The sequence below is a fragment of the Pseudoalteromonas sp. TP27 genome (genome assembly GCF_056470645.1).
In genome coordinates, this window is sequence record NZ_JARDAK010000012.1 from 42771 (window position 1) to 62244 (window position 19474).

Below are 19474 nucleotides of genomic sequence, written 5' to 3' on the forward strand. Positions count from 1 at the left end.
AGATAATGAATTCACGGAAATTAGAAATTTTAGTTGGTTTTTTTGTAGCACTTGGCATTTTAGCGTTTGCGATGCTTGCACTTAAAGTTGCCAATTCAGGTATTAGTGGCTCTGGCGAAACATATACGCTTAATGCCAAGTTTGAAAACATCGGCTCGTTAAAAGCACGTGCACCTGTAAAAGTAGGTGGTGTAGTTATTGGTCGTGTTGACTCTATTTATGTTCACCCACAAGAGTTTTTACCCGTGGTTAATATGACTATTGATGCGCAGTACTTATGTCGTTTTTCAGACACAAGTTCAATCTCTATTTTAACATCGGGTATACTAGGTGAACAATATTTAGGCATTCATCCAGTTATTTCACCAGACTCTGCCAAACAGCGTTGTTTAGGCGAAACAGTGACTGAAAATAAGCAAGATGAAGCAATTGACGATTTATTTGGTGTAGAAAGTAAAGCACTAGGTGATGGCGATTCAATCACTGATACTAAGTCTGCCATTGTACTTGAAGAATTAATCGGGCAGTTTTTATTCAACCAAGGTAGTGAGTAATTATTATGTTGAAAAAGTTTTTAGCTATTGTAGCAATAGGCACAATGACGCTAACTCAAAGCGTAAGTGCAGCAGATGTTAAACTGGTGGATCCGAACAAAATGGTACGCCAAGTTGCCGATAATACATTTGCACGTATTAAAAAAGATCAGCCATTAATTGTTAAAGATCAAGAGCATCTTCGCGTAATCGTTGAAGAAGAATTAATGCCTTATATCGACTACAAATATGCAGCACTTCGCGTACTAGGTAGTGAAGTATCTAAAGTACGTGCCATTACCGACGAAGCTGAAAAAGCCAAAGCAATTAAAGAAATCCAGCGTTTTATTGGTGTATTTAGAGAGTATTTAGTTGCTACTTATGCAGGTGTGTTTACTCAATATACAAACCAAAAAGTTGAGTTTGGTGCAGAACAAGCATTTAAAGGTAAAGATGTCGTTGTCGTTAAAACTAAAATTATCGAAGGCGGCAAACCAGATATAAAAATAGATTTTAAAGTACGTGAAAACCGAAGTGGTGAGTGGCGCGCGTACGATATGATTGCTGAAGGTATTAGTTTACTAGATGCAAAACAAAGTGAGCTACAAGGTATTTTGCGTCAGCAAGGTATTGATAATGTAAGTAACCTTTTAGAGCAAAAGAGTCAGCTACCAGTTCAGTTTAGAGGCAGTAACTCGAATGACTAAATTGGCAATAAGCCAAGTTGATGGACAACATTTTCGAGTAAACGGTGAGCTTACTCGAAATTCAATTGGCGATGAACAGCTTCTGAACAACAAGTTATTAACTAAGCATAAAACCATCTATTTTGACCTAAGTAAGGTATCTAGGGTTGACACAGCGGGCTTAGCTTGGTTAATTCACTCTTTTGCAGAATTAAAGCAGCAAGGCATTCGCCTTGAGTTGCAAAACCTACCTGAGCAATTGCAAAATTTAATGCAATTAGGCCAGGTTACAACCCTATTTGAGTGAGAGTTATGGAAACTAGCCAAGTCGAAACATTATTACGCGAAGAACTTCAATTAGCTGAAGTACATGTAAAAGCCAATGGTAGCCATTATGAAGTTGTTGCAGTAGGTGAATGCTTTGACGGTTTAAGCCGAGTTAAAAAGCAGCAGCTAGTTTATGGTCCATTAATGAATACAATTTCAGATGGCACAATTCACGCAGTATCTATTCGTGCATTTACTCCTGTAGAGTGGAAGCGCGAACAAAAATTTATTTTACCGCAATAAATAGGGCCTCCTAATGGATCAATTTGTAATTCAAGGTGGTACTTCACTTGCTGGTGAGGTGACTATTTCAGGCGCTAAAAATGCTGCACTTCCTATTTTATTTGCTTCACTGTTAGCTGATGGTAAAAGTATATTTACTAATGTACCGCGTCTTCGCGACATAGTGACTACTGAAGCCTTATTAAAAACGTTAGGTGCAGATGTTAATTGGCATGGTGATACATTAATCATTGATGGTTCAACGGTTGATAAAACACTAGCGCCATACGACTTAGTAAAGCAAATGCGTGCCTCAGTGCTTGCGTTGGGTCCTTTAGTTGCACGTTTTGGTGAAGCTCAAGTGTCTTTACCTGGTGGGTGTGCTATTGGTGCTCGCCCGGTTGATATTCATATTCAGGGTTTGGAGCGCATGGGCGCGGTAATTAACGTTGAAAATGGTTATATTAATGCCAAGGTAAACGGTCGCTTAAAAGGCGCTGAAATCTTTATGGAAATGGTAAGCGTAGGCGCTACCGAAAACCTATTGATGGCAGCAGCCCTCGCTGATGGCAAAACCATACTAGACAATGCTGCACGTGAACCTGAAATAATCGATTTAGCTAATTGCTTAATTGCTATGGGCGCTAAAATTACAGGTGCAGGTACAAGTCGCATTGAAGTTGAAGGCGTTGAGCGTTTAGCTGGTTGTGAGCACAGCATTTTACCTGATAGAATAGAAACAGGTACATTTTTAGTCGCAGCAGCAATGGCAGGCGGTGAAGTACTTTGTAAAAACACTGACTTTCATTCTCTTGAGCCTGTAATTGAAAAGCTACGTGCTACGAATGCACAGCTAGAAGTACATAACGACAGTATTTATCTTGATATGCGTGGCCGAGAACTTAGAGCCGTGAATATTAAAACAGCCCCACACCCAGGTTTTCCTACCGATATGCAAGCTCAATTTACAGCATTAAATGTAGTAGCAAATGGTAGTGCGACTATTACAGAAACGATTTTTGAAAACCGTTTTATGCATGTGCCAGAGTTACAGCGTATGGGCGCTAATATTCGTTTAGAAGGGCATACCGCAATTTGTGGTGAGACTGAAAGTTTAACGGGTGCGCAAGTGATGGCAACCGATCTGCGCGCTTCAGCTAGCTTAATTTTGACGGGTATAGTGGCACAAGGTGAAACGGTTGTTGATCGTATTTATCACGTTGATAGAGGTTATCAGCGCATTGAAGATAAACTAAGTGCACTTGGTGCAAACATTAAGCGTAGAAGTAGTTAATAGTGAGTTTAGCTCGGGGTTTTATGTTTCGAGCGGTTTAACTTAATTAACAACTTTAGCAAAAGAATAAGGCGTAGTTTTTAACTACGCCTTATTTGTGTCTTATATAGTTCTAATAAGTGTTTACATATTTAGGACTAATAAGCGTAATAATATGCTGAATAATCGGCTAACATTTATAAACGAAGAAAATTACACTATATGAGTGATTTTTATTCACTCTACAATGCATGTATAGCCACGTAAACTCTATTTCAATTCTCATACTTTATTGTTATTTATGCTGCTTAAACTCACAATCGCACCTTTGCTTATTTTACTAATAACATTTTCCCAAAAACGCTTTGGCAGTTTTGTTAGTGGGATTATCCCTGGATTGCCTATTACCTCGGGGCCAATATCTTATTTTATAGCGCTGGAGCAAGGTAAGCTATTTGCTGCTAACTCAGCGGTTGCTTCTCTTTATGGCATGAGTGGTATAGGTTTATTTTGTTTTAGTTACTTGGTTGTATCACGACGATTTGGTGTGTTTAAGTCGCTTTTTACAGCGTTAAGCATTTGGTGTGTATTTAGCGTTATTACTTTATTTTTGCCTGTGGATATTATTGTGGCGAGTGTTGTGTCGCTATGTATTTTACTCGTTTTAACTGTTATCTCTACAAAGCTAAATATATCAGTTGATGCAAAACCATTAAATGCTCGCTGGGAGCTGCCGGTAAAAATGTTATTAGTAACAAGTTTTATTGTGCTTGTTACGTTTATATCACAACATATAGGGTCTGCTTGGAGCTGGTTAATATCTACCTTCCCGGTTATTTTAGCGGTTATGGGCAGTGTTGCTCACTTTAGTGACAAACAAGCCTCAACGTTTAAAATTCTTAATGGCGGTATTATTGGTTCACTAGGTGGCTGTGTATTTTTTGCAGTTATTGCCTTAGCGCTTAAGCTTAATTTTGTTATTTGGCAGGTATATGCAGCCGCAGCGGTTTGCTCAACATTGTTTACTATCGTTGTTAGTTATTTTGTAAATCGTAAACAGCTTAGCCAACCAACGTCAGCTTTAAGTAATTAAACTAAGAGACTCTAACCATCAACTAAAGTCAGTGGTTTTACTTTTCGCAGCATTTTTTGCTGATACATGGCGCTGTCGCCAGCCTTTAAAATTTGATCAATACTGTGTGGTGGAACATTAAAATTAGTAAGCCCCACACTTGCATGTATATTAATCTTATTGCCGTTTAGTGTTATTACAAGTTCGTTTAACTGGCGTTCTAGTTCATGTACTTTGCTGTTTACTTTGTCGTTATTGTTAAAGTGAGCAAGTACGACAAATTCGTCACCACCAATCCTTCCTACAGCGTCGCTTCTTCGCATGCTGTTTTTTAAATAATTGGCTACACAGCACAGAACTTTGTCGCCACTATCGTGGCCGTATGTATCGTTTATTTGTTTAAAGTTATCAAGATCGATATACATTAGGCACAAAATACCCGATTGCTCGCTGTGTTGTTTAATGAGTAAATTGGACTTTTTGCTCCAACCTCGCCTATTTAAAATATTACACAAGTGATCGTAGTTCGCCTCCGACTCTGCTTGTTTTTTGGCGATACGCATTCGACTTATTCTTCTAGACACCGCCACAGCAAGTAAAAATGATTCTATAGCGAAAGCTAAAATAAATCCGTAACGCTGCATAAATGGATTTTGATTAATAAGTAATACTCTAAATATCATGCTTACGAGCACCAAGCTCAACGCTATAACAACAAGTGTTGCTTCGTGTATTCCTTTACGAGCTTGCAGTGCTGCTAAAATAAAAATGATAGTAACAATAACTAATGAGCCGTAAGCCATTATGTTGCCTGCTACTTTCCAAATCAAAATATTGCTGAACAATATTCTTATTAAACAAAAGCACATAACAATACTAGCCATAATTTTTAAAGCTTTACTTGTTTTTGGCCAGCTTGTGTTTAGTTCAAGCAGCGCGCATATAAACCATGTAGCACTGAGTACCGTGAGGCCTATGCTGAGTAAATATAAATCAAATAGGAGTGATGAAACGTGCTCAGTTATAAATAAATAGAGCTGGCCTTCTTGAAGTAAAACAAAGCTGCCAATACAAAAAATATAGGCGCTGTATAGCTTAAATATACTGTCATGCAGCCTATAGCCCATTATTAATACGTAAAAAATGAGCGTAATACATAGCCCATAAAAAGCACCCATAATGAGATTATGTTGTTGTGTGTTTTTAAAAAATAATTGTGTATTTTGCCACTTAAATCGAGGTGTATAGTTGAGTTTTGACTCAAGAGTAATAACGGCAGTAAAGCTTCCTGAATCCATTAAAAAGGCAATTTGCCCCGATTTCAATGGCTGTTTTATTATATCGTTTTGCTGCCATGTAAAGCTATCAAGGCCTGGGCGCAAAAACGAAAGTACGCCACCATGCTTTAACGAGCAGTTGAGCTGAAATTCGTTTGTGCCACGTTTGGCCAGAAGTTTAGATGTTGTATTAAGTTGTAAAGATGAGAGAGCAGATTGGCTATTTAAAGGTGTTATATTGCAAAAGTCGGTTGCATTGCTACTGTCGGCTGCATTGCTAATAAATGCTATTAGGTAAATAAAAAATAGAAATACATATTTAACCCCTCCCTGCAAAATATTAGGGTCTGTATTTTTATGATTTTTTTTATCGGCCATAAGCGCATCCAAACTCAGCTACTTTTTTATAGTAGCAGAGCTTACTCGTTTAGCTAATTGTTACGCTATAAAAGTAACAATTAGCTAATTGTTTGTAGCGTAGTTTAGCTGTGTAATTGAGTTAACATTTCACTTGGCGTTTTATTAAAGTGACGCTTAAATTCGCGGCTAAATTGCGATGGGCTGGTATAGCCAACCTTTAATGCAGCTTCATTGGCTTTGCTTCCACTACTAGTTATAAGCTCTTTGGCCTTAGCTAAGCGTACTTTTTTTAAATACTGTAATGGTGACTCAAACGTTACTTGTCTAAAAGCACGATGAAACGACGATACACTCATATTTACATCTTCAGCTAACCCTTCAACCGTAATTTGGTTTGCATAACTACTATGCATAGTGGAGAGCGTACGTGCTATGCGCGCATAGTGACCGTCGTGCATGGCAAGGCCTATTAACGTGTCGCCTTGTGGGCCGCAAAGCACACGATATACCAATTCTTTTACTATATCTTCGCCAAAAATGTCTGCTTCAATAGGGTTATTGAGCACGCTAAGTAAGCGGTGAGTTACTTGCTCCATAGCGCCATCTATTTTAGCCGATTGAACGCCACTCATTTGCCCTGAAGTGAATGGCTTATGTGTACCTATTTGGTTTACTAGCTTGTGTAACATTACCGGGTTTATATCTATAACAATGCCCATTACAGGCAGGTTGTTATCGGTAAAAGCTTCGCACTCAAGTGGCACGGGTACACCTAAAACAAGATAGTCACCTTCGCCATACTTTATTTGATGTTCAGGGAAATGAATTATTTTATGTCCTTGGCCAACAATAATAATACCTGAGTTATATATGAGTGGTTGGCGCGGCGAGCTTTTACTTGCGCGATGAAAATACACACCTGGAATAATGGTTTCCATGTTGCCTTCAAAGTTGAGTAAATTATTGTGCTCTGCAAATTTTTGCATCATGTTGGCTATTGAGGACATTAAAACATCTATTATCGTACGAATTTTGCGTAAAATATCAATCTTGCCAGTTTTAGGCAAGCTTTTGCGAGTTATTGGGCTTTTTTAATGTTTGTTTTGCCACTAATATGCACTCATTGAAGTTTGGCTTAGTTAGTAATTAAGCATTCTATTTAGTATTTAACCGTCACCTAGGAGCAAAATAATGAAATTTAGCTACGTAAATCCAACACTTATCCAGTTCGGCCAAGAACAAATTGCCTCACTAACTGATTTGATCGCAAAGGATCAAAAAGTACTTGTAGTGTACGGGGGCGGTTCAATTAAAAAGAACGGCGTGTACGACCAAGTTGCAGCAGCACTTGAAGGCTTTGATTGGGTTGAGTTTTCGGGCGTTGGCGCTAACCCAACAATTGAAGTGTTAGACCAAGCAGTAAAAATTTGTAAAGAACAAGATATCGACTTTGTACTGGGTGTAGGCGGCGGTTCAGTAATCGACGGCGTTAAATACATTGCAGCATCTGCCGTTTACGATGGTGAAGGTTGGGATATTCCTACTGGTAAGCATACTATTACTAGTGCATTACCAATTGGTGCAATATTAACATTGCCTGCAACGGGTTCAGAGTCTAACCAAAACTCAGTTGTGAGCAAAGAAGCAACAAAGGAAAAACTACCGTTTGCATCACCAGAAGTACTGCCTAAATTTGCGATTATGGACCCTGATGTAATGAAAACATTACCACAGCGTCAACTTGTGAATGGTTTAGTAGATGCATGGGTTCATACCTGTGAGCAGTATCTAACATTCCCTGAAACAGCATTGGTTCAAGAAGGTTACGCAGAGGCACTTTTAAGAACGCTTAAAACATTAGGCGATAACTTTGAAAGCCAAGACGATGCATGGCGCGCAAACCTTATGTGGGCAGCTAACCAAGCACTTAATGGTTTAATTGGTTCTGGTGTATCGCAAGATTGGGCTACGCACATGATTGGCCACGAGCTTACAGCCGCTTACGGTGTTGACCATGCACGTTCACTTGCTATTGTTCAGCCTTCTTTACTGCGCAACCAATTTGCAGTTAAAAAAGCAAAACTAGAGCAAATGGGTAAAAACGTATTTGGTCTTGAGCAATCTGACGACTTAGCTGAGAAAACAATTGCAGCAATTGAAGCGTTTTACCACAGCCTTGACGTAGCTACTGTGCTTACTGAACATGGCGATGATAAAGCCGCTGCTATTGACAATATTATTGGTAAACTTGAAGCGCACGGCATGCTAGCACTTGGTGAAAACCAAGCTATTACGCTTAAAGAAAGCCGCGAAATTTTAGAACAAGCTGTTGCTTAATCACCTTTAAGTAACTTAAAACTAAAAGCCGCTAACGTTTAAAGTTAGCGGCTTTTTTGTGCGTATTAACTATTTAATTCTTTTATTATTTGGCAGTCGTTTATAGTATTTTCGGTGCAGTTAGTTAATAAATTTGCTAACGATACTTCGAGCTTTTTAAGTTCTTTTTGTGCAGCTCGTACTTTTATTAATTGATTTTCAATAATACCATTAACTTTTACGCACGATGCGTCACCAAGTATTTGCGCCGCTAACAGCGCTTTAATATCGTCAATCGGAATTTGTAAATCGCGGCAACGGCGAATAAATACTAAGCGGTCGGTATCGGCTTTGGTATAGGTTCTATATCCATTGCTAGCACGCTTTGGGGCTGGAATAAGGTTTATTTGTTCGTAATAGCGAATTGTTTTTGCGTTAAGATTAACTAAATTTGAAAGTTGTTTAATTTGCATATTGACCTTCCAGTAACTAGACGGTTTATTATGTTGCCTGCTCTCGTTATGTTCAAGTGATTTGTTGAGCTCTTCTTTTAAACTTTGTAGGTAGGTAATGCGCTCAAACTACTTTTTAGTCGTGATATTATTAGTGCTTGTACACAGCTTTATTAGCTGTGATGCTGCTGCGTATCATTTACAAGAAGAAGTTGATCACGTTAGCTATATTCATTCTCAAACAAGTTTAGAAGATGAAGATGCTCAATCACCGACTGAAATTCATGCCCACCAACATTGCCACTGTGGTTACTACAGTACGCTAAATCATTCAATAAGTCCTGAGCAAAGCCAAGCAACACAGCCTGCTTGCTACAAAGGTTTAAATTACCCGCCAGATGTTCCGCCGCCTAATTCACTTAGCTAGTTTAATTATTTTTTAGATAATTTCAGTGCATTTTATTGCCTGCGCTTATATGCGTTAAAGGTACTATTTTGCCTATTTAGGGTGCTTACAACTTGTAACACACCCACTGTTTGTTAAAAAACGGACACGCTATATGAATAAAAAACCAATAATGCTGGTGGCGCTACTGTGCGCATTGCCTGCATTTAGCGCATTTGCTAGCAGCGAAAATCAAAACGTATTAACGCTTAAGCAGGCGCTTACAAATACTGAGCAGCAAAACCTACAGCTTAAACGCTACCCTTACCATCAAAAAATATTGAGTGCATTAAAAACTCAAGCAACGCTTTCACCTAACCCAACGGTGAATTTTGAAGCTGAAAACTTTTTAGGAACTCACGGCTCTCATGCGTTTTCGGGGGCGCAGTACACGCTTGGGCTAAGCCAGTTAATAGAGCTTGGCGATAAGCGTCAAAACCGCGTTAATTACGCAACTGCAAATATAAAAGCGCAAACAATTGAGTATAAAAATACGCGCTTAGCGCTTTTAGCCACCACAACTGAACGCTATTACCAAGTACTTAAGTTTCAGGCACTAATTGCTTTAAATAAGGAACGTAAAAGTACTGTTGAGCAGGCGCTTAAAGCGATTGAAAAACGTGCTGAAGCGGGTGCGGTTTCACAAGCCGATGTAACCCGTATGCGCTATGCATTAAGCCAAGTGGATTTAAATACTGCAATGCTACAAAGTGAATTTGAGCGCTCTCGTTTAGCACTTAATGAGCTTTGGCAAGAACCGCTAGTTAGTGATTATTATGCGGGAGATTTATCTAGCGTTACTGAACTCAAAAGTGAGCAAGCATTACTTGATGCGGTAAATACAGCACCAGAATTTGCATTGCTACAGCAACAATATATGCAGCAAACGGCTAACTTATCGCTACAAGAATCAAATGGGCAAAGCGATTTAACACTTGGCGGCGGTGTGCGTTATAACCAACAAACAGATGCCAGCTCGTTTGTATTTTCGTTTTCTATGCCGCTACAACTTAGTAATTCTAACAGTGGTAATATTGAGGCGGCGCAGCAGCAGCTTACATTGCTTAGTGAACAACAAGGGCAATTGCGTATTCAGCTGCGCCAACAAGTACGTACGCTCTACGCGTATTACAAAGGTAAAACCACGCAAGCAAAGCTGTTAACGCAGCAGATAATTCCGCAAGCGCAAACGCTTATAAAGCAAAGCTTAAAAAGCTATCAGCAAGGGCAAATTTCGGTATTGCAATTACTCGACGCTCAACAAGCTTTATTTGACTCTAAACGCGCACTTATTACCACCCATAGCGAGCTTTACCAAGTGCACCTTACCCTTGAGCGTTTAACTGGCCAACCTTTAATTGAGACTAATTAATCATGAATAAAACTCTTATCGCATTATTTATAACGCAGTTATTTGCATTCCCGCTTTTTAGTAACACGGCTATGGCATCTGACGATCATCACGAAGAAAGTCACGAAGAAGGTCATAAAGACGAACATGCAGAAAAAGGCCCTCACGGCGGCTTTTTATTAACTAATAACAAACTTAATTTAGAGCTTAAATTAACGCAATTTGCAGGAAATACTGAACTGCGAATATATGGTTTTGATAACAATAAAGCCGTTGATATAAACCAGTTAAACGTAACTATTAATGTGCAGCGTTTGAGTGAAAAACCACAGCTTATTCGCTTTAAAGCGGAAGATGATTATTTAGTAAGTACCGTAAGTGTAAACGAGCCGCACTCATTTAAACTTGACGTTATGGCACGCTATAAAGGGGCTGAAATAAATTATCATTATGAGCAAGAAGAAGGGCGCACCACACTAAGCGAGCAAGCAATTGAGCGCGCAGGTATTAAAACTGAGACAGCAAAGAGCGGCACAGTTGAGCTAACTGATACTTTATTTGGTGTAATAGCGCCAACCGCGCACGGCACTGTTGAAGTAATGGCGCCTTACACCGGTTTAGTTAACGATATATTTTTCAGCATTGGTCAAAACGTTAAAAAAGGCGACAAACTTGCCAGCGTAACTAACCGCGAAACACTGCAAAATTACATCATAAAAAGCCCCATAACGGGTGTTATTACCGAGCAATATTTAAAGCCCGGTGAGCTTGCAAATAGTGCGCTAATGCAAATAGTAAACTTAGAAACCGTATGGGTAGAGCTATCGGCATTTCCTGAAAATATTGAAAAGTTAGCCATAGGTCAAAACGCTAAAGTGTACGACTTACATCATCATTTAAACGCACAAGGCGAGGTGTTTTTTATAGCGCCCATGATGAGCGGTGGGCATATTGCGCGCGCGCGGGTTGAGCTTAAAAACCCAGACGGACATTGGCGACCAGGCATGCACGTTAATAGCGATATTAGCACTGCAAAAGTAGACGCGGCTGTACGCGTTAAAGCGATTGCTGTTCAGGAATTTAACGGTAAACCCAGCGTATTTATAAAAAGCGGCAATGTTTTTGAAGTACGCCCTGTAAAACTCGGTGCTAAAAACAGTGAGTGGGTAGAAGTACTCGAAGGGCTTTCATCTAATAGTGAGTACGTAACTGAGAATAGTTATGTGATAAAAGCAGACATTTTAAAAAGCGGCGCAAGCCACTCACACTAGGAGACAGCATGATTAACTGGATAGTTTCTTTTGCGGTTAAACGCCGCATGATGGTGCTTGCGCTCACGCTTTTATTTGCAGGGTTTGGTGTATATAACACGCAGCGTTTGGCGGTTGATGCCGTACCCGATATTACTAACGTGCAAGTTCAAATAAATACCAAAGCGCCAGGGTTTACTCCGCTTGAAGCAGAGCAGCGCATTACCTATTTAATCGAAACCGTAATGGCGGGTATACCAAAACTTGATTACACTCGTTCGATTTCGCGTTATGGGCTCTCGCAAGTAACCGTTATTTTTAACGAAGGCACCGATATTTACTGGGCGCGCCAGCAAATTAGTGAGCGCATTCAGAGTATTCGCTCAGACTTGCCAGCCAATATTGAGCCAAATTTAGGACCTATTGCCAGCGGTCTAGGCGAGATTTTTACTTACTCAGTGCATGCAAATAAAGGCGCATTAAAAGACGATGGTACCCCATTTAACGCAGAAGACTTACGTACCTTGCAAGATTGGGTTATTCGTCCGCAGTTATTAAAAGTAAAAGGGGTTACCGAAATAAACAGCCAAGGGGGATTTGAGCGCCAATACCAAGTAGCGCCAATGCCTGAAAAACTACTGGCTTATAAGCTCACATTAAGTGATGTAATTACGGCACTTAAATTAAATAACAGTAATCAAGGTGCGGGATTTATAGAGCGCTTTGACGGACAATACTTAGTGCGCTCACCTGGGCAATTAAAAACCATTGATGACATAGCTAACACGGTTGTTGCTAAGCGCGATGATGCACCGGTTCGCATAAAAGATGTGGCTAGCGTGCGTTTAGGCAAAGAGCTCAGAACAGGCGCTGCAACGTACAACGGCGAAGAAACCGTTCTCGGTACCGCTATGATGCTAATTGGCGAAAACAGCCGCGTAGTAGCAAAATCCATGGCTGATAAACTCAAAGCCGTACAACTAAGCTTACCTGAAGGCGTTGTAGTTGAGGCCGTGTACGACAGAACGACCCTTGTTGATAAAACCATAGCGACCGTAAAAACCAACCTATTTGAAGGCGCAGTGCTGGTGGTCGTTATTTTACTACTGCTATTAGGTAACGTAACCGGTGCACTTATTACGGCAATGGTTATTCCGCTCAGTATGCTATTTGCCATTACAGGCATGGTGGGTAATCGGGTATCGGGTAATTTAATGAGCCTAGGCGCAATCGACTTTGGCTTAATTGTTGATGGCGCTGTTATTGTGGTTGAAAACTGCTTGCGCCAACTTGGCGTGGCGCAGCATAAACATGGCAGGCTACTTACGTTAAACGAGCGTTTAAATGTAGTAACCGCCGCCACTAAAGAAGTATTCAGCCCTGCGGTATTTGGCATTTTAATTATTATGCTGGTGTACTTACCATTATTTGCACTGAGCGGCGTGGAAGGCAAAATGTTTCAGCCAATGGCGTTTACCGTGGTTGCGGCGTTAGTAGGCGCACTTATTTTTGCAGTAACGTTTGTGCCAGCTGCTATTGCGGTATTTGTACGTGGCAAAGTTGATGAAAGCGAAAATGCGGTTATGCGCGGTATTAAAAAAGGCTATAAACCGCTACTTGGTTTATCGCTTAAATTACCGTGGGTTATGGTTAGTATTGCGGGTGTTTTAGTGATTGCGCTTGGCTTTAAAGTTAAAAATATGGGCGCTGAGTTTTTACCGCAACTTGATGAGGGCGACATAGCCATGCATGCTCTGCGCATTACCGGCACCGGTATTGAGCAATCAGTAAAAATGCAAAAAGAGCTAGAGCAAGCCATTTTAGCCATACCTGAAGTTGAAAAAGTATTTTCAAAAATTGGTACGCCCGATGTAGCAAACGATCCTATGCCACCTAACGTTGCCGACACCTTTTTAATGTTAAAACCGCGCGAACAATGGCCTAACCCTGCTTTAAGCAAAGAAGAACTTGTTAAGCAAATTCGCCATTTAGTAAATGAAGTACCAGGTAATAACTATGAGTTTACGCAGCCAATAGAAATGCGCTTTAACGAGTTAATAGCAGGGGTGCGCGCCGATGTGGCAGTGCGTATTTATGGCGATGACTTATCAACATTAAAAGAGTATGGCGAAAAAGCCACAACCTTGGTGCAAAACATAACCGGTGCAACTGATGTACGCCTTGAGCAAATGGAAGGGCTGCCAACGCTTTCTGTAACGCCACTTCGCGACCACATGGCGCTGTTAGGTTTAACGGTAACTGATATACAGCAAAGTGTGAGCGCAGCGGTAGGCGGTGTGCAAACGGGACTTATTTACGAAGGTGATAAACGCTTTTCATTATTAGTGCGTTTGGACGAACGCTGGTCGAGCGATATAACACAGCTTGCGCGTTTGCCAGTAGCGGTGCCAAAAAGCGCTAACCCAGATCTTGCATTTGTACCGCTTGGCGAAGTGGCAACTATTAGTATTGATAAAGGACCTAACCAAATAAACCGTGAAAGTGGTAAGCGTAATGTTGTTGTTACTGCAAACGTAGAAGGACGCGACTTAGCAAGCTTTGTAAGCGACGCGCAAGCCGCTTTAAATTCAGATCTTAATTTACCGAGTGGTTATTGGATTGAATATGGCGGCACATTTGAGCAGTTAGAATCGGCAAGTAAGCGTTTATCGCTAGTGGTGCCAGTTACTTTATTACTTATATTTGGCCTACTTTATAGCGCGTTTGGATCGCTGCGTGATTCGTTAATTATATTTAGCGGCGTACCACTTGCGCTTACTGGTGGCGTGCTTGCGTTATTGCTACGCGACATGCCGCTTTCAATATCAGCAGGCGTTGGCTTTATCGCGCTAAGTGGTGTTGCAGTATTAAATGGCGTGGTTATGCTGTCGTTTATCAAGCAATTAAGAGCCGATGGACTTAGTTTAATAGATGCGATTGAAACCGGTGCACTTTCGCGTTTGCGCCCAGTACTAATGACCGCTTTAGTGGCAAGCTTAGGGTTTGTTCCTATGGCGCTAAATACAGGTACCGGCGCTGAGCTACAAAGACCACTGGCAACCGTGGTGGTTGGCGGTATTATTTCATCAACTTTACTTACGCTGTTAATTTTACCTGCACTTTATAAATTAGTGCATGCAAAGTTTAATAAGCAAAAAGAAGCTGAGTTAGTCTAAATATTATCGATTTAAAGTTAATAAAAAAAGCAGCTGTAATTACAGCTGCTTTTTTATTTGGGTATTATTTAGCAAAAATACTATATTAATTATATTGAAAAAGATTATCCCAGTGCTCATCAAGAATAGTTTTTGCCTGCTCTAGATTTAGCGCACTATACACGTCAGTTCCCTCTATTTCGTTACTACACGTTACTAAACGCATACGCACCAGCTTTTCAAGCGCATCGGTAATTTCAAAATCAAGACTGCACTGATATTTGCTTTTAAACCAATGCTCTATTTGTTCATCAAGTATTTGTGCGGTTAAGCCATTTTCTGATTTTAATAAAAAAGTATAAGCAAGTAAGGCTTCTTTTATATCTTCTTCTTCGGCCGCGTCTATAAGCGTGTGAAATACGCCCGCGTTGTTATCGAGGTTTTTAAAATAGAGGTTATCGCTAAGGGCTTTCATAAATTTAATTTTACGATTTTTAAATTTACTCCATTCTTTAAAAATAAAGCTGCCAAACACGCCCATGCCAATAGCAAAGGTAATAAAGTGTTGTTGAGTCATTTCTACGGCCTCACTTCTAAAGCCACCCCAAAAAGCAAACGCTGCAAATAATAATATGAGTGATGCGCCCAATTTAGTAATAAGTACCACTGCACCACCAACCAAAGCAGACGAGCCAATAATGACCTTATCGATAGGGCGCATGCGCACTTCGCTATTAGGAAATAGCATTTCAAGATCGGCCTTAGGTACATTTTGAAACAACTTTACTATGGTTGAACTTGGCTCAAACCCCAGAGGCGTTTTATTTTTAGCTTTAAAATAAGCGCTATCTTTAAAGCGAATAAACACCGCTACGCGATCGTAATTAGTAAAGTGCAACGGCTTTTTACGAAGGCCCCAAAAGCTGGTGATGGTTTCACTAAGTTGCGACTCGCCACGGCGATAAAAAACTACTTCTTCAAAGTCGTCAAATTCAACCTCAAGGCGCACTTTAAACAATGATTCTTCGTTTAATGCATCTTGTAAGTCTTCATTGGTGATCACTTCAAAATTAGCGGCATTAAGTACCTTGGCAAAATCTTTAGCAAAATCACGTTGGCACTGCGCTTTTTGATCAACCGATACGGGGGCTAACGATCGCGTATCGCTATTGGGATCAAACGGCGCATAGTTGTTTTTAAGTGACTCAAGTGTTGCGTGGTAATCGTAATGAATAAGGCTGGCTAGTAAATCACAAAACTGTTTAAACGATGTTTTTTGTGTGTTGTTATTGAGCTCTTCGCTACACATATCAACAATATCTTGCTTTCTGAAGGGAATAAAACGCGCACTTTGCATAAATTAATAACTACTGTGATAGGGAATCTAACTGTATGGGCACATAATAAAATATTCTTATAAGTATTGCGAATTTGTTAATGATAAATAGCTGACCAACAAAGTTAAGTATTTTCAGGCTGTATTAACCTGATTGTGTAATGATTAAAGCCGTTCATACTTACTTTCGCCACGATAAGGAATGCATATGGCCATTCAAAAAAAGTTAAAAGAAAAAACACGTAACTTTATCGACTCTAAGCATATGCTTAGCGGTATTACCGTAGCGTCGTTTTTAGAATCAACCATAGTGCCCATTCCGCTTGAGGCAGTGCTGGTGCCGCTAATGCAAGCTCGTAGAGAGAAGCTATGGCTTATCGCGTTAATGGCTACTTTAGGTTGTATTGTAGGTGCACTTTTTGGCTATGCATTGGGTTACTATTTATTTGATGCGGTTGGTGATTGGATCATTAATACGTTTTCGAGCCCAGAGCAATTTGAAAACGTTAAACAGCAAATGCAAGACCAAGGTTTTTGGTTTGTTATAACGCTTGGCATTGTGCCTATTCCGTTTCAGATAGCGATGCTTGCTGCAGGCGCGACTAAGTACTCTATTTGGCTGTTTTTATTAGCCTCAGGTATTGCACGTTCTATTCGTTACTTTGGCTTAGCTATTATTGTTTATTATGCAGGTAATGAAGCTGAGCGAATCATTAGTAAACATAAAACTAAAGCGATGATTGGCATCACTATTTTAGTGTTGGGATTATGGGGACTTAGTACCTTGATTTAAGCGTAACTTTGAGTGTTATCGTGGGTTTTATCTTCGCGAGGGTTTTTATTATTGTGCTATAGTTTTTAAATGAAGTACTGAAAACCTAGCAATTAATATGATTGAAACAGTAAAACTCACCGTTAAACTTTCTAACTTTTATAAAATGCCTTTGATCAATAGAGTTTTCAGTTTAGCTTTATTGATCTATATCGTTACGTTTACAGTTTACGCGTTAGATACTTTCCCTCCTTTAAATGTACAAAACAATGTGTATGGTTTTACTACCGATTTTATTAATTTAATTGTCATTATATTTCTGTTTTGGATGGTTCAATGTTCTGAGCTATCTAAACAGGCATATATTTTTTCTAGTTTTGGTTTATTACTTTGGAGCGTTGGAACGACAGCTGATGTGCTTGATGAGTTAGTTGTTCAGCCTTACTGGGTAAGTGTTTATTTTGAAGACTTATGTAGAACCAGCGGCATGCTTTTAACTTCTTATGGTTTATTTAAAACGATGCGCTTTGTACAAGTCATTAATAACCGATTAGCACGTGAGCTAATTATTGACGATTTAACGAAGGTACATAACAGACGCTACTTTTATCAACACGCTAAAAATTCTCATAATTCGCCTTACGTTATTTTAATTATCGATATAGACCACTTTAAAACTATAAATGACGAATTTGGTCACGATGTTGGTGATTTAGTACTTAAAGAATTAGCAACCAAATATGACAATGCTTTTGTACATAATAATAAATTTTCTCGCCTAGGTGGTGAGGAGTTTGGTGGCTACTTACCTACAAGTAGCATGATGCAAGCTTGTGATTTTTCACAGCAATTAATTACCATTGCGCATACTATTAATGTTCAAAATATTCGCCACTTAACAGTGAGTATAGGTGTTGCAATGCAAACGCCAAACGAGTCTCTAGATGCAGTAATGAAACGCGCCGATCAAGCTTTATATTTAGCTAAAAAGAATGGTCGAGATCGTTTTGAAGTTGCCCCGTAAGCATTCTTAATTATATAAAAGCACGTCCTTATTATTTGCACATTTATAACACTTTTTAACGTTTTCGTAAGGAAGTGTCATTGAGGGTAATGCTTTGTAAATCATGAAATTAAAATAGAACGTTTGGGTCATAATGGGGATATTAATAATAAGGAATAACCCTAATGACCAACTCCCTTTTAAAAGCTGCATTACCCTTAACTCTAATTACTGTTTTGTCGGGCTGTGGCTCTGATGATAGTTCAAGCTCAACAGGCTACATTCAAATGTATAATGGCTCGTATAACAGCCCATACACACGTCTATTTGTTGAAGAAACAGAGCGCTCAGGCGCTGATTTTGCCGATGTAACAACTCGCCATAACTACAGCACAGGCACTTTTGACGTAAGTTTTGAGTACCTAGATGCTAACGACAGCTATATAACAATTAGCGACCAAGAAGTATCTATTAAAGGCGATAAAACGCAGTTAATCGTAATGAGTGGTAACTTTGATGAGCCTACATTTACAGAGCTTAGCGTACCTATTACAAGCGACACGGGTGAGTTTAACTTAGGGTTTTATAATATTGCAGGGGAGGACACTAACTACGATATTTATTTAGCAACTGATGATGGCGTATTTGAAAGCGCGACACTTTTTTCATCGGCTCAATATTTAGGTGAGTTAGACCTGCAAAGTATTGATGAAGGTTATTACACTATTTACATAACTCAAGCAGGTAGCAGTGATGTTATGTATGAGTCGTCATCTGTTTATTTATACGATGAAGCAAGTTATGTAGCGATGATTCGCCCAAGTTATGCAACAGGAGACGGTGGTATTACGCTTGATGTAGTAACCGATAATAACTACGTAACTGAACTTAAGCACCAATCTGCGTTAGGGCAATTACGCTTTATAAATACGGTTGATGACTATTCGCCAGTAAGTTTTTCGACTACACGCGGTACAACTGTAAATACAACAAATACAGTAGCAAGTGACTCGTATACTGACTACGTTGAGCTTTCGCCTAATAGTTATAGCGTTGCTATGTATGACGAAGAAGGTACTAAACTCGCTGATAACTTTTTAATGACGCTAGAGCGCGAGCAAAGCGCGGTGGGTATTTTTTATAACGACGTTGATAACGGCTTACGCATGATGAGCGTTGAAGAAAACTTAACACCAAGTAGCTACAGTCATACAGTATCGGTTGTAAACCTAATTGAAAGCTACGCAGGGCAGTCGGTTTCAGATGTTGATGTATACTTTACTCTTAACGGCGAAACAGTAGACGACACCAGTAACGTAGTTGATAGCCTAGATAAGTATGACCAAGAAGAGCAAGTTGTAGATAACCAAGTCTACACTGTTTATGCTGTATATGAAGATAACGGTCAGCAAATTGTGCTTATTCAACAAAGCGATATGGACTTTACACAAGAGGGTAATTACATATTGATTTTAGAGCATGATGAAACAACAAGCTCAGGTTATAAAATGACCCTAGAGCGCACTATTACCGATAGTATTGAATAAATTTACATATTTTAAGTAGTGTAAAGCCTAAACGCCTACAAGCGCTTAGGCTTTTTTATTGAACAAAATTTACCTACTCATTAATAATTAGGTACAC

General features: G+C 39.6%; 18 protein-coding genes. 14 read left to right on the top strand and 4 right to left on the bottom strand.

Annotation, left to right across the window (positions count from 1 at the left end; all coding sequences use genetic code 11):
- Positions 1 to 5 precede the first annotated feature (5 nt).
- From mlaD to PX700_RS14195, 6 genes are all read left to right on the top strand, one after another.
- A complete protein-coding gene (mlaD, locus tag PX700_RS14170) occupies positions 6 to 554 on the top strand; it encodes an outer membrane lipid asymmetry maintenance protein MlaD (protein ID WP_197179463.1) in 549 nt (182 codons plus the stop codon).
- A gap of 5 nt (positions 555 to 559) precedes the next feature.
- A complete protein-coding gene (locus tag PX700_RS14175) occupies positions 560 to 1240 on the top strand; it encodes an MlaC/ttg2D family ABC transporter substrate-binding protein (protein ID WP_479521044.1) in 681 nt (226 codons plus the stop codon).
- Positions 1233 to 1526 carry an STAS domain-containing protein gene (locus tag PX700_RS14180; protein WP_415636726.1) on the top strand — a complete coding sequence of 98 codons (294 nt, stop codon included), beginning with the start codon at positions 1233 to 1235 and terminating at the stop codon, positions 1524 to 1526. The genes PX700_RS14175 and PX700_RS14180 overlap by 8 nt, the downstream gene beginning before the upstream one ends.
- Positions 1527 to 1531: 5 nt before the next feature.
- Positions 1532 to 1789 (top strand): BolA family protein, encoded by a 258-nt coding sequence (locus PX700_RS14185; protein WP_002957953.1) that lies wholly within the window; start codon positions 1532 to 1534, stop codon positions 1787 to 1789.
- Between the two features lie 13 nt (positions 1790 to 1802).
- A complete protein-coding gene (gene murA, locus PX700_RS14190) occupies positions 1803 to 3062 on the top strand; it encodes a UDP-N-acetylglucosamine 1-carboxyvinyltransferase (RefSeq protein WP_479521045.1) in 1260 nt (419 codons plus the stop codon).
- Positions 3063 to 3438: 376 nt separating this feature from the next.
- On the top strand, positions 3439 to 4134 hold the full coding sequence (locus PX700_RS14195; RefSeq protein WP_479521046.1) for a hypothetical protein: 696 nt from the start codon (positions 3439 to 3441) through the stop codon (positions 4132 to 4134).
- A gap of 11 nt (positions 4135 to 4145) precedes the next feature.
- On the opposite strand, the gene PX700_RS14200 is transcribed toward PX700_RS14195, so the two are convergent.
- Together PX700_RS14200 and PX700_RS14205 are read right to left on the bottom strand one after the other, a co-directional pair.
- Positions 4146 to 5768, bottom strand: a complete 1623-nt coding sequence (locus tag PX700_RS14200) for a sensor domain-containing diguanylate cyclase (RefSeq protein ID WP_479521047.1) — start codon at positions 5766 to 5768, stop codon at positions 4146 to 4148.
- 104 nt (positions 5769 to 5872) lie between these two features.
- The gene (locus PX700_RS14205; RefSeq protein WP_479521048.1) at positions 5873 to 6757 is read right to left on the bottom strand and encodes an AraC family transcriptional regulator; all 885 of its coding nucleotides are present in this window, start codon (positions 6755 to 6757) and stop codon (positions 5873 to 5875) included.
- 184 nt (positions 6758 to 6941) lie between these two features.
- Between PX700_RS14205 and PX700_RS14210 the strand changes: the two genes are divergently transcribed.
- Positions 6942 to 8087, top strand: coding sequence for an iron-containing alcohol dehydrogenase (locus PX700_RS14210; RefSeq protein WP_415636721.1), 1146 nt, complete (start codon positions 6942 to 6944; stop codon positions 8085 to 8087).
- A gap of 65 nt (positions 8088 to 8152) precedes the next feature.
- On the opposite strand, the gene PX700_RS14215 is transcribed toward PX700_RS14210, so the two are convergent.
- Positions 8153 to 8539, bottom strand: a complete 387-nt coding sequence (locus tag PX700_RS14215; protein ID WP_415636720.1) for a MerR family transcriptional regulator — start codon at positions 8537 to 8539, stop codon at positions 8153 to 8155.
- Between the two features lie 97 nt (positions 8540 to 8636).
- Between PX700_RS14215 and PX700_RS14220 the strand changes: the two genes are divergently transcribed.
- From PX700_RS14220 to PX700_RS14235, 4 genes are all read left to right on the top strand, one after another.
- Positions 8637 to 8945 (top strand): hypothetical protein, encoded by a 309-nt coding sequence (locus tag PX700_RS14220; protein WP_415636719.1) that lies wholly within the window; start codon positions 8637 to 8639, stop codon positions 8943 to 8945.
- A 133-nt stretch (positions 8946 to 9078) separates the two neighbouring features.
- Positions 9079 to 10335, top strand: a complete 1257-nt coding sequence (locus tag PX700_RS14225) for a TolC family protein (RefSeq protein ID WP_479521049.1) — start codon at positions 9079 to 9081, stop codon at positions 10333 to 10335.
- A gap of 2 nt (positions 10336 to 10337) precedes the next feature.
- Positions 10338 to 11585, top strand: a complete 1248-nt coding sequence (locus PX700_RS14230) for an efflux RND transporter periplasmic adaptor subunit (protein WP_479521050.1) — start codon at positions 10338 to 10340, stop codon at positions 11583 to 11585.
- An 8-nt stretch (positions 11586 to 11593) separates the two neighbouring features.
- The gene (locus PX700_RS14235; protein WP_479521051.1) at positions 11594 to 14740 is read left to right on the top strand and encodes an efflux RND transporter permease subunit; all 3147 of its coding nucleotides are present in this window, start codon (positions 11594 to 11596) and stop codon (positions 14738 to 14740) included.
- A gap of 85 nt (positions 14741 to 14825) precedes the next feature.
- On the opposite strand, the gene PX700_RS14240 is transcribed toward PX700_RS14235, so the two are convergent.
- Positions 14826 to 16076: a TMEM143 family protein gene (locus PX700_RS14240; RefSeq protein WP_479521052.1), complete on the bottom strand. Its 1251-nt coding sequence runs from the start codon at positions 16074 to 16076 to the stop codon at positions 14826 to 14828.
- A 187-nt stretch (positions 16077 to 16263) separates the two neighbouring features.
- Between PX700_RS14240 and PX700_RS14245 the strand changes: the two genes are divergently transcribed.
- From PX700_RS14245 to PX700_RS14255, 3 genes are all read left to right on the top strand, one after another.
- Positions 16264 to 16848: a YqaA family protein gene (locus PX700_RS14245; protein ID WP_169061197.1), complete on the top strand. Its 585-nt coding sequence runs from the start codon at positions 16264 to 16266 to the stop codon at positions 16846 to 16848.
- A gap of 97 nt (positions 16849 to 16945) precedes the next feature.
- Positions 16946 to 17851, top strand: a complete 906-nt coding sequence (locus PX700_RS14250; protein ID WP_479521053.1) for a GGDEF domain-containing protein — start codon at positions 16946 to 16948, stop codon at positions 17849 to 17851.
- A 164-nt stretch (positions 17852 to 18015) separates the two neighbouring features.
- Positions 18016 to 19377, top strand: coding sequence for a hypothetical protein (locus tag PX700_RS14255; RefSeq protein ID WP_479521054.1), 1362 nt, complete (start codon positions 18016 to 18018; stop codon positions 19375 to 19377).
- The last annotated feature ends 97 nt before the right edge of the window (positions 19378 to 19474 follow it).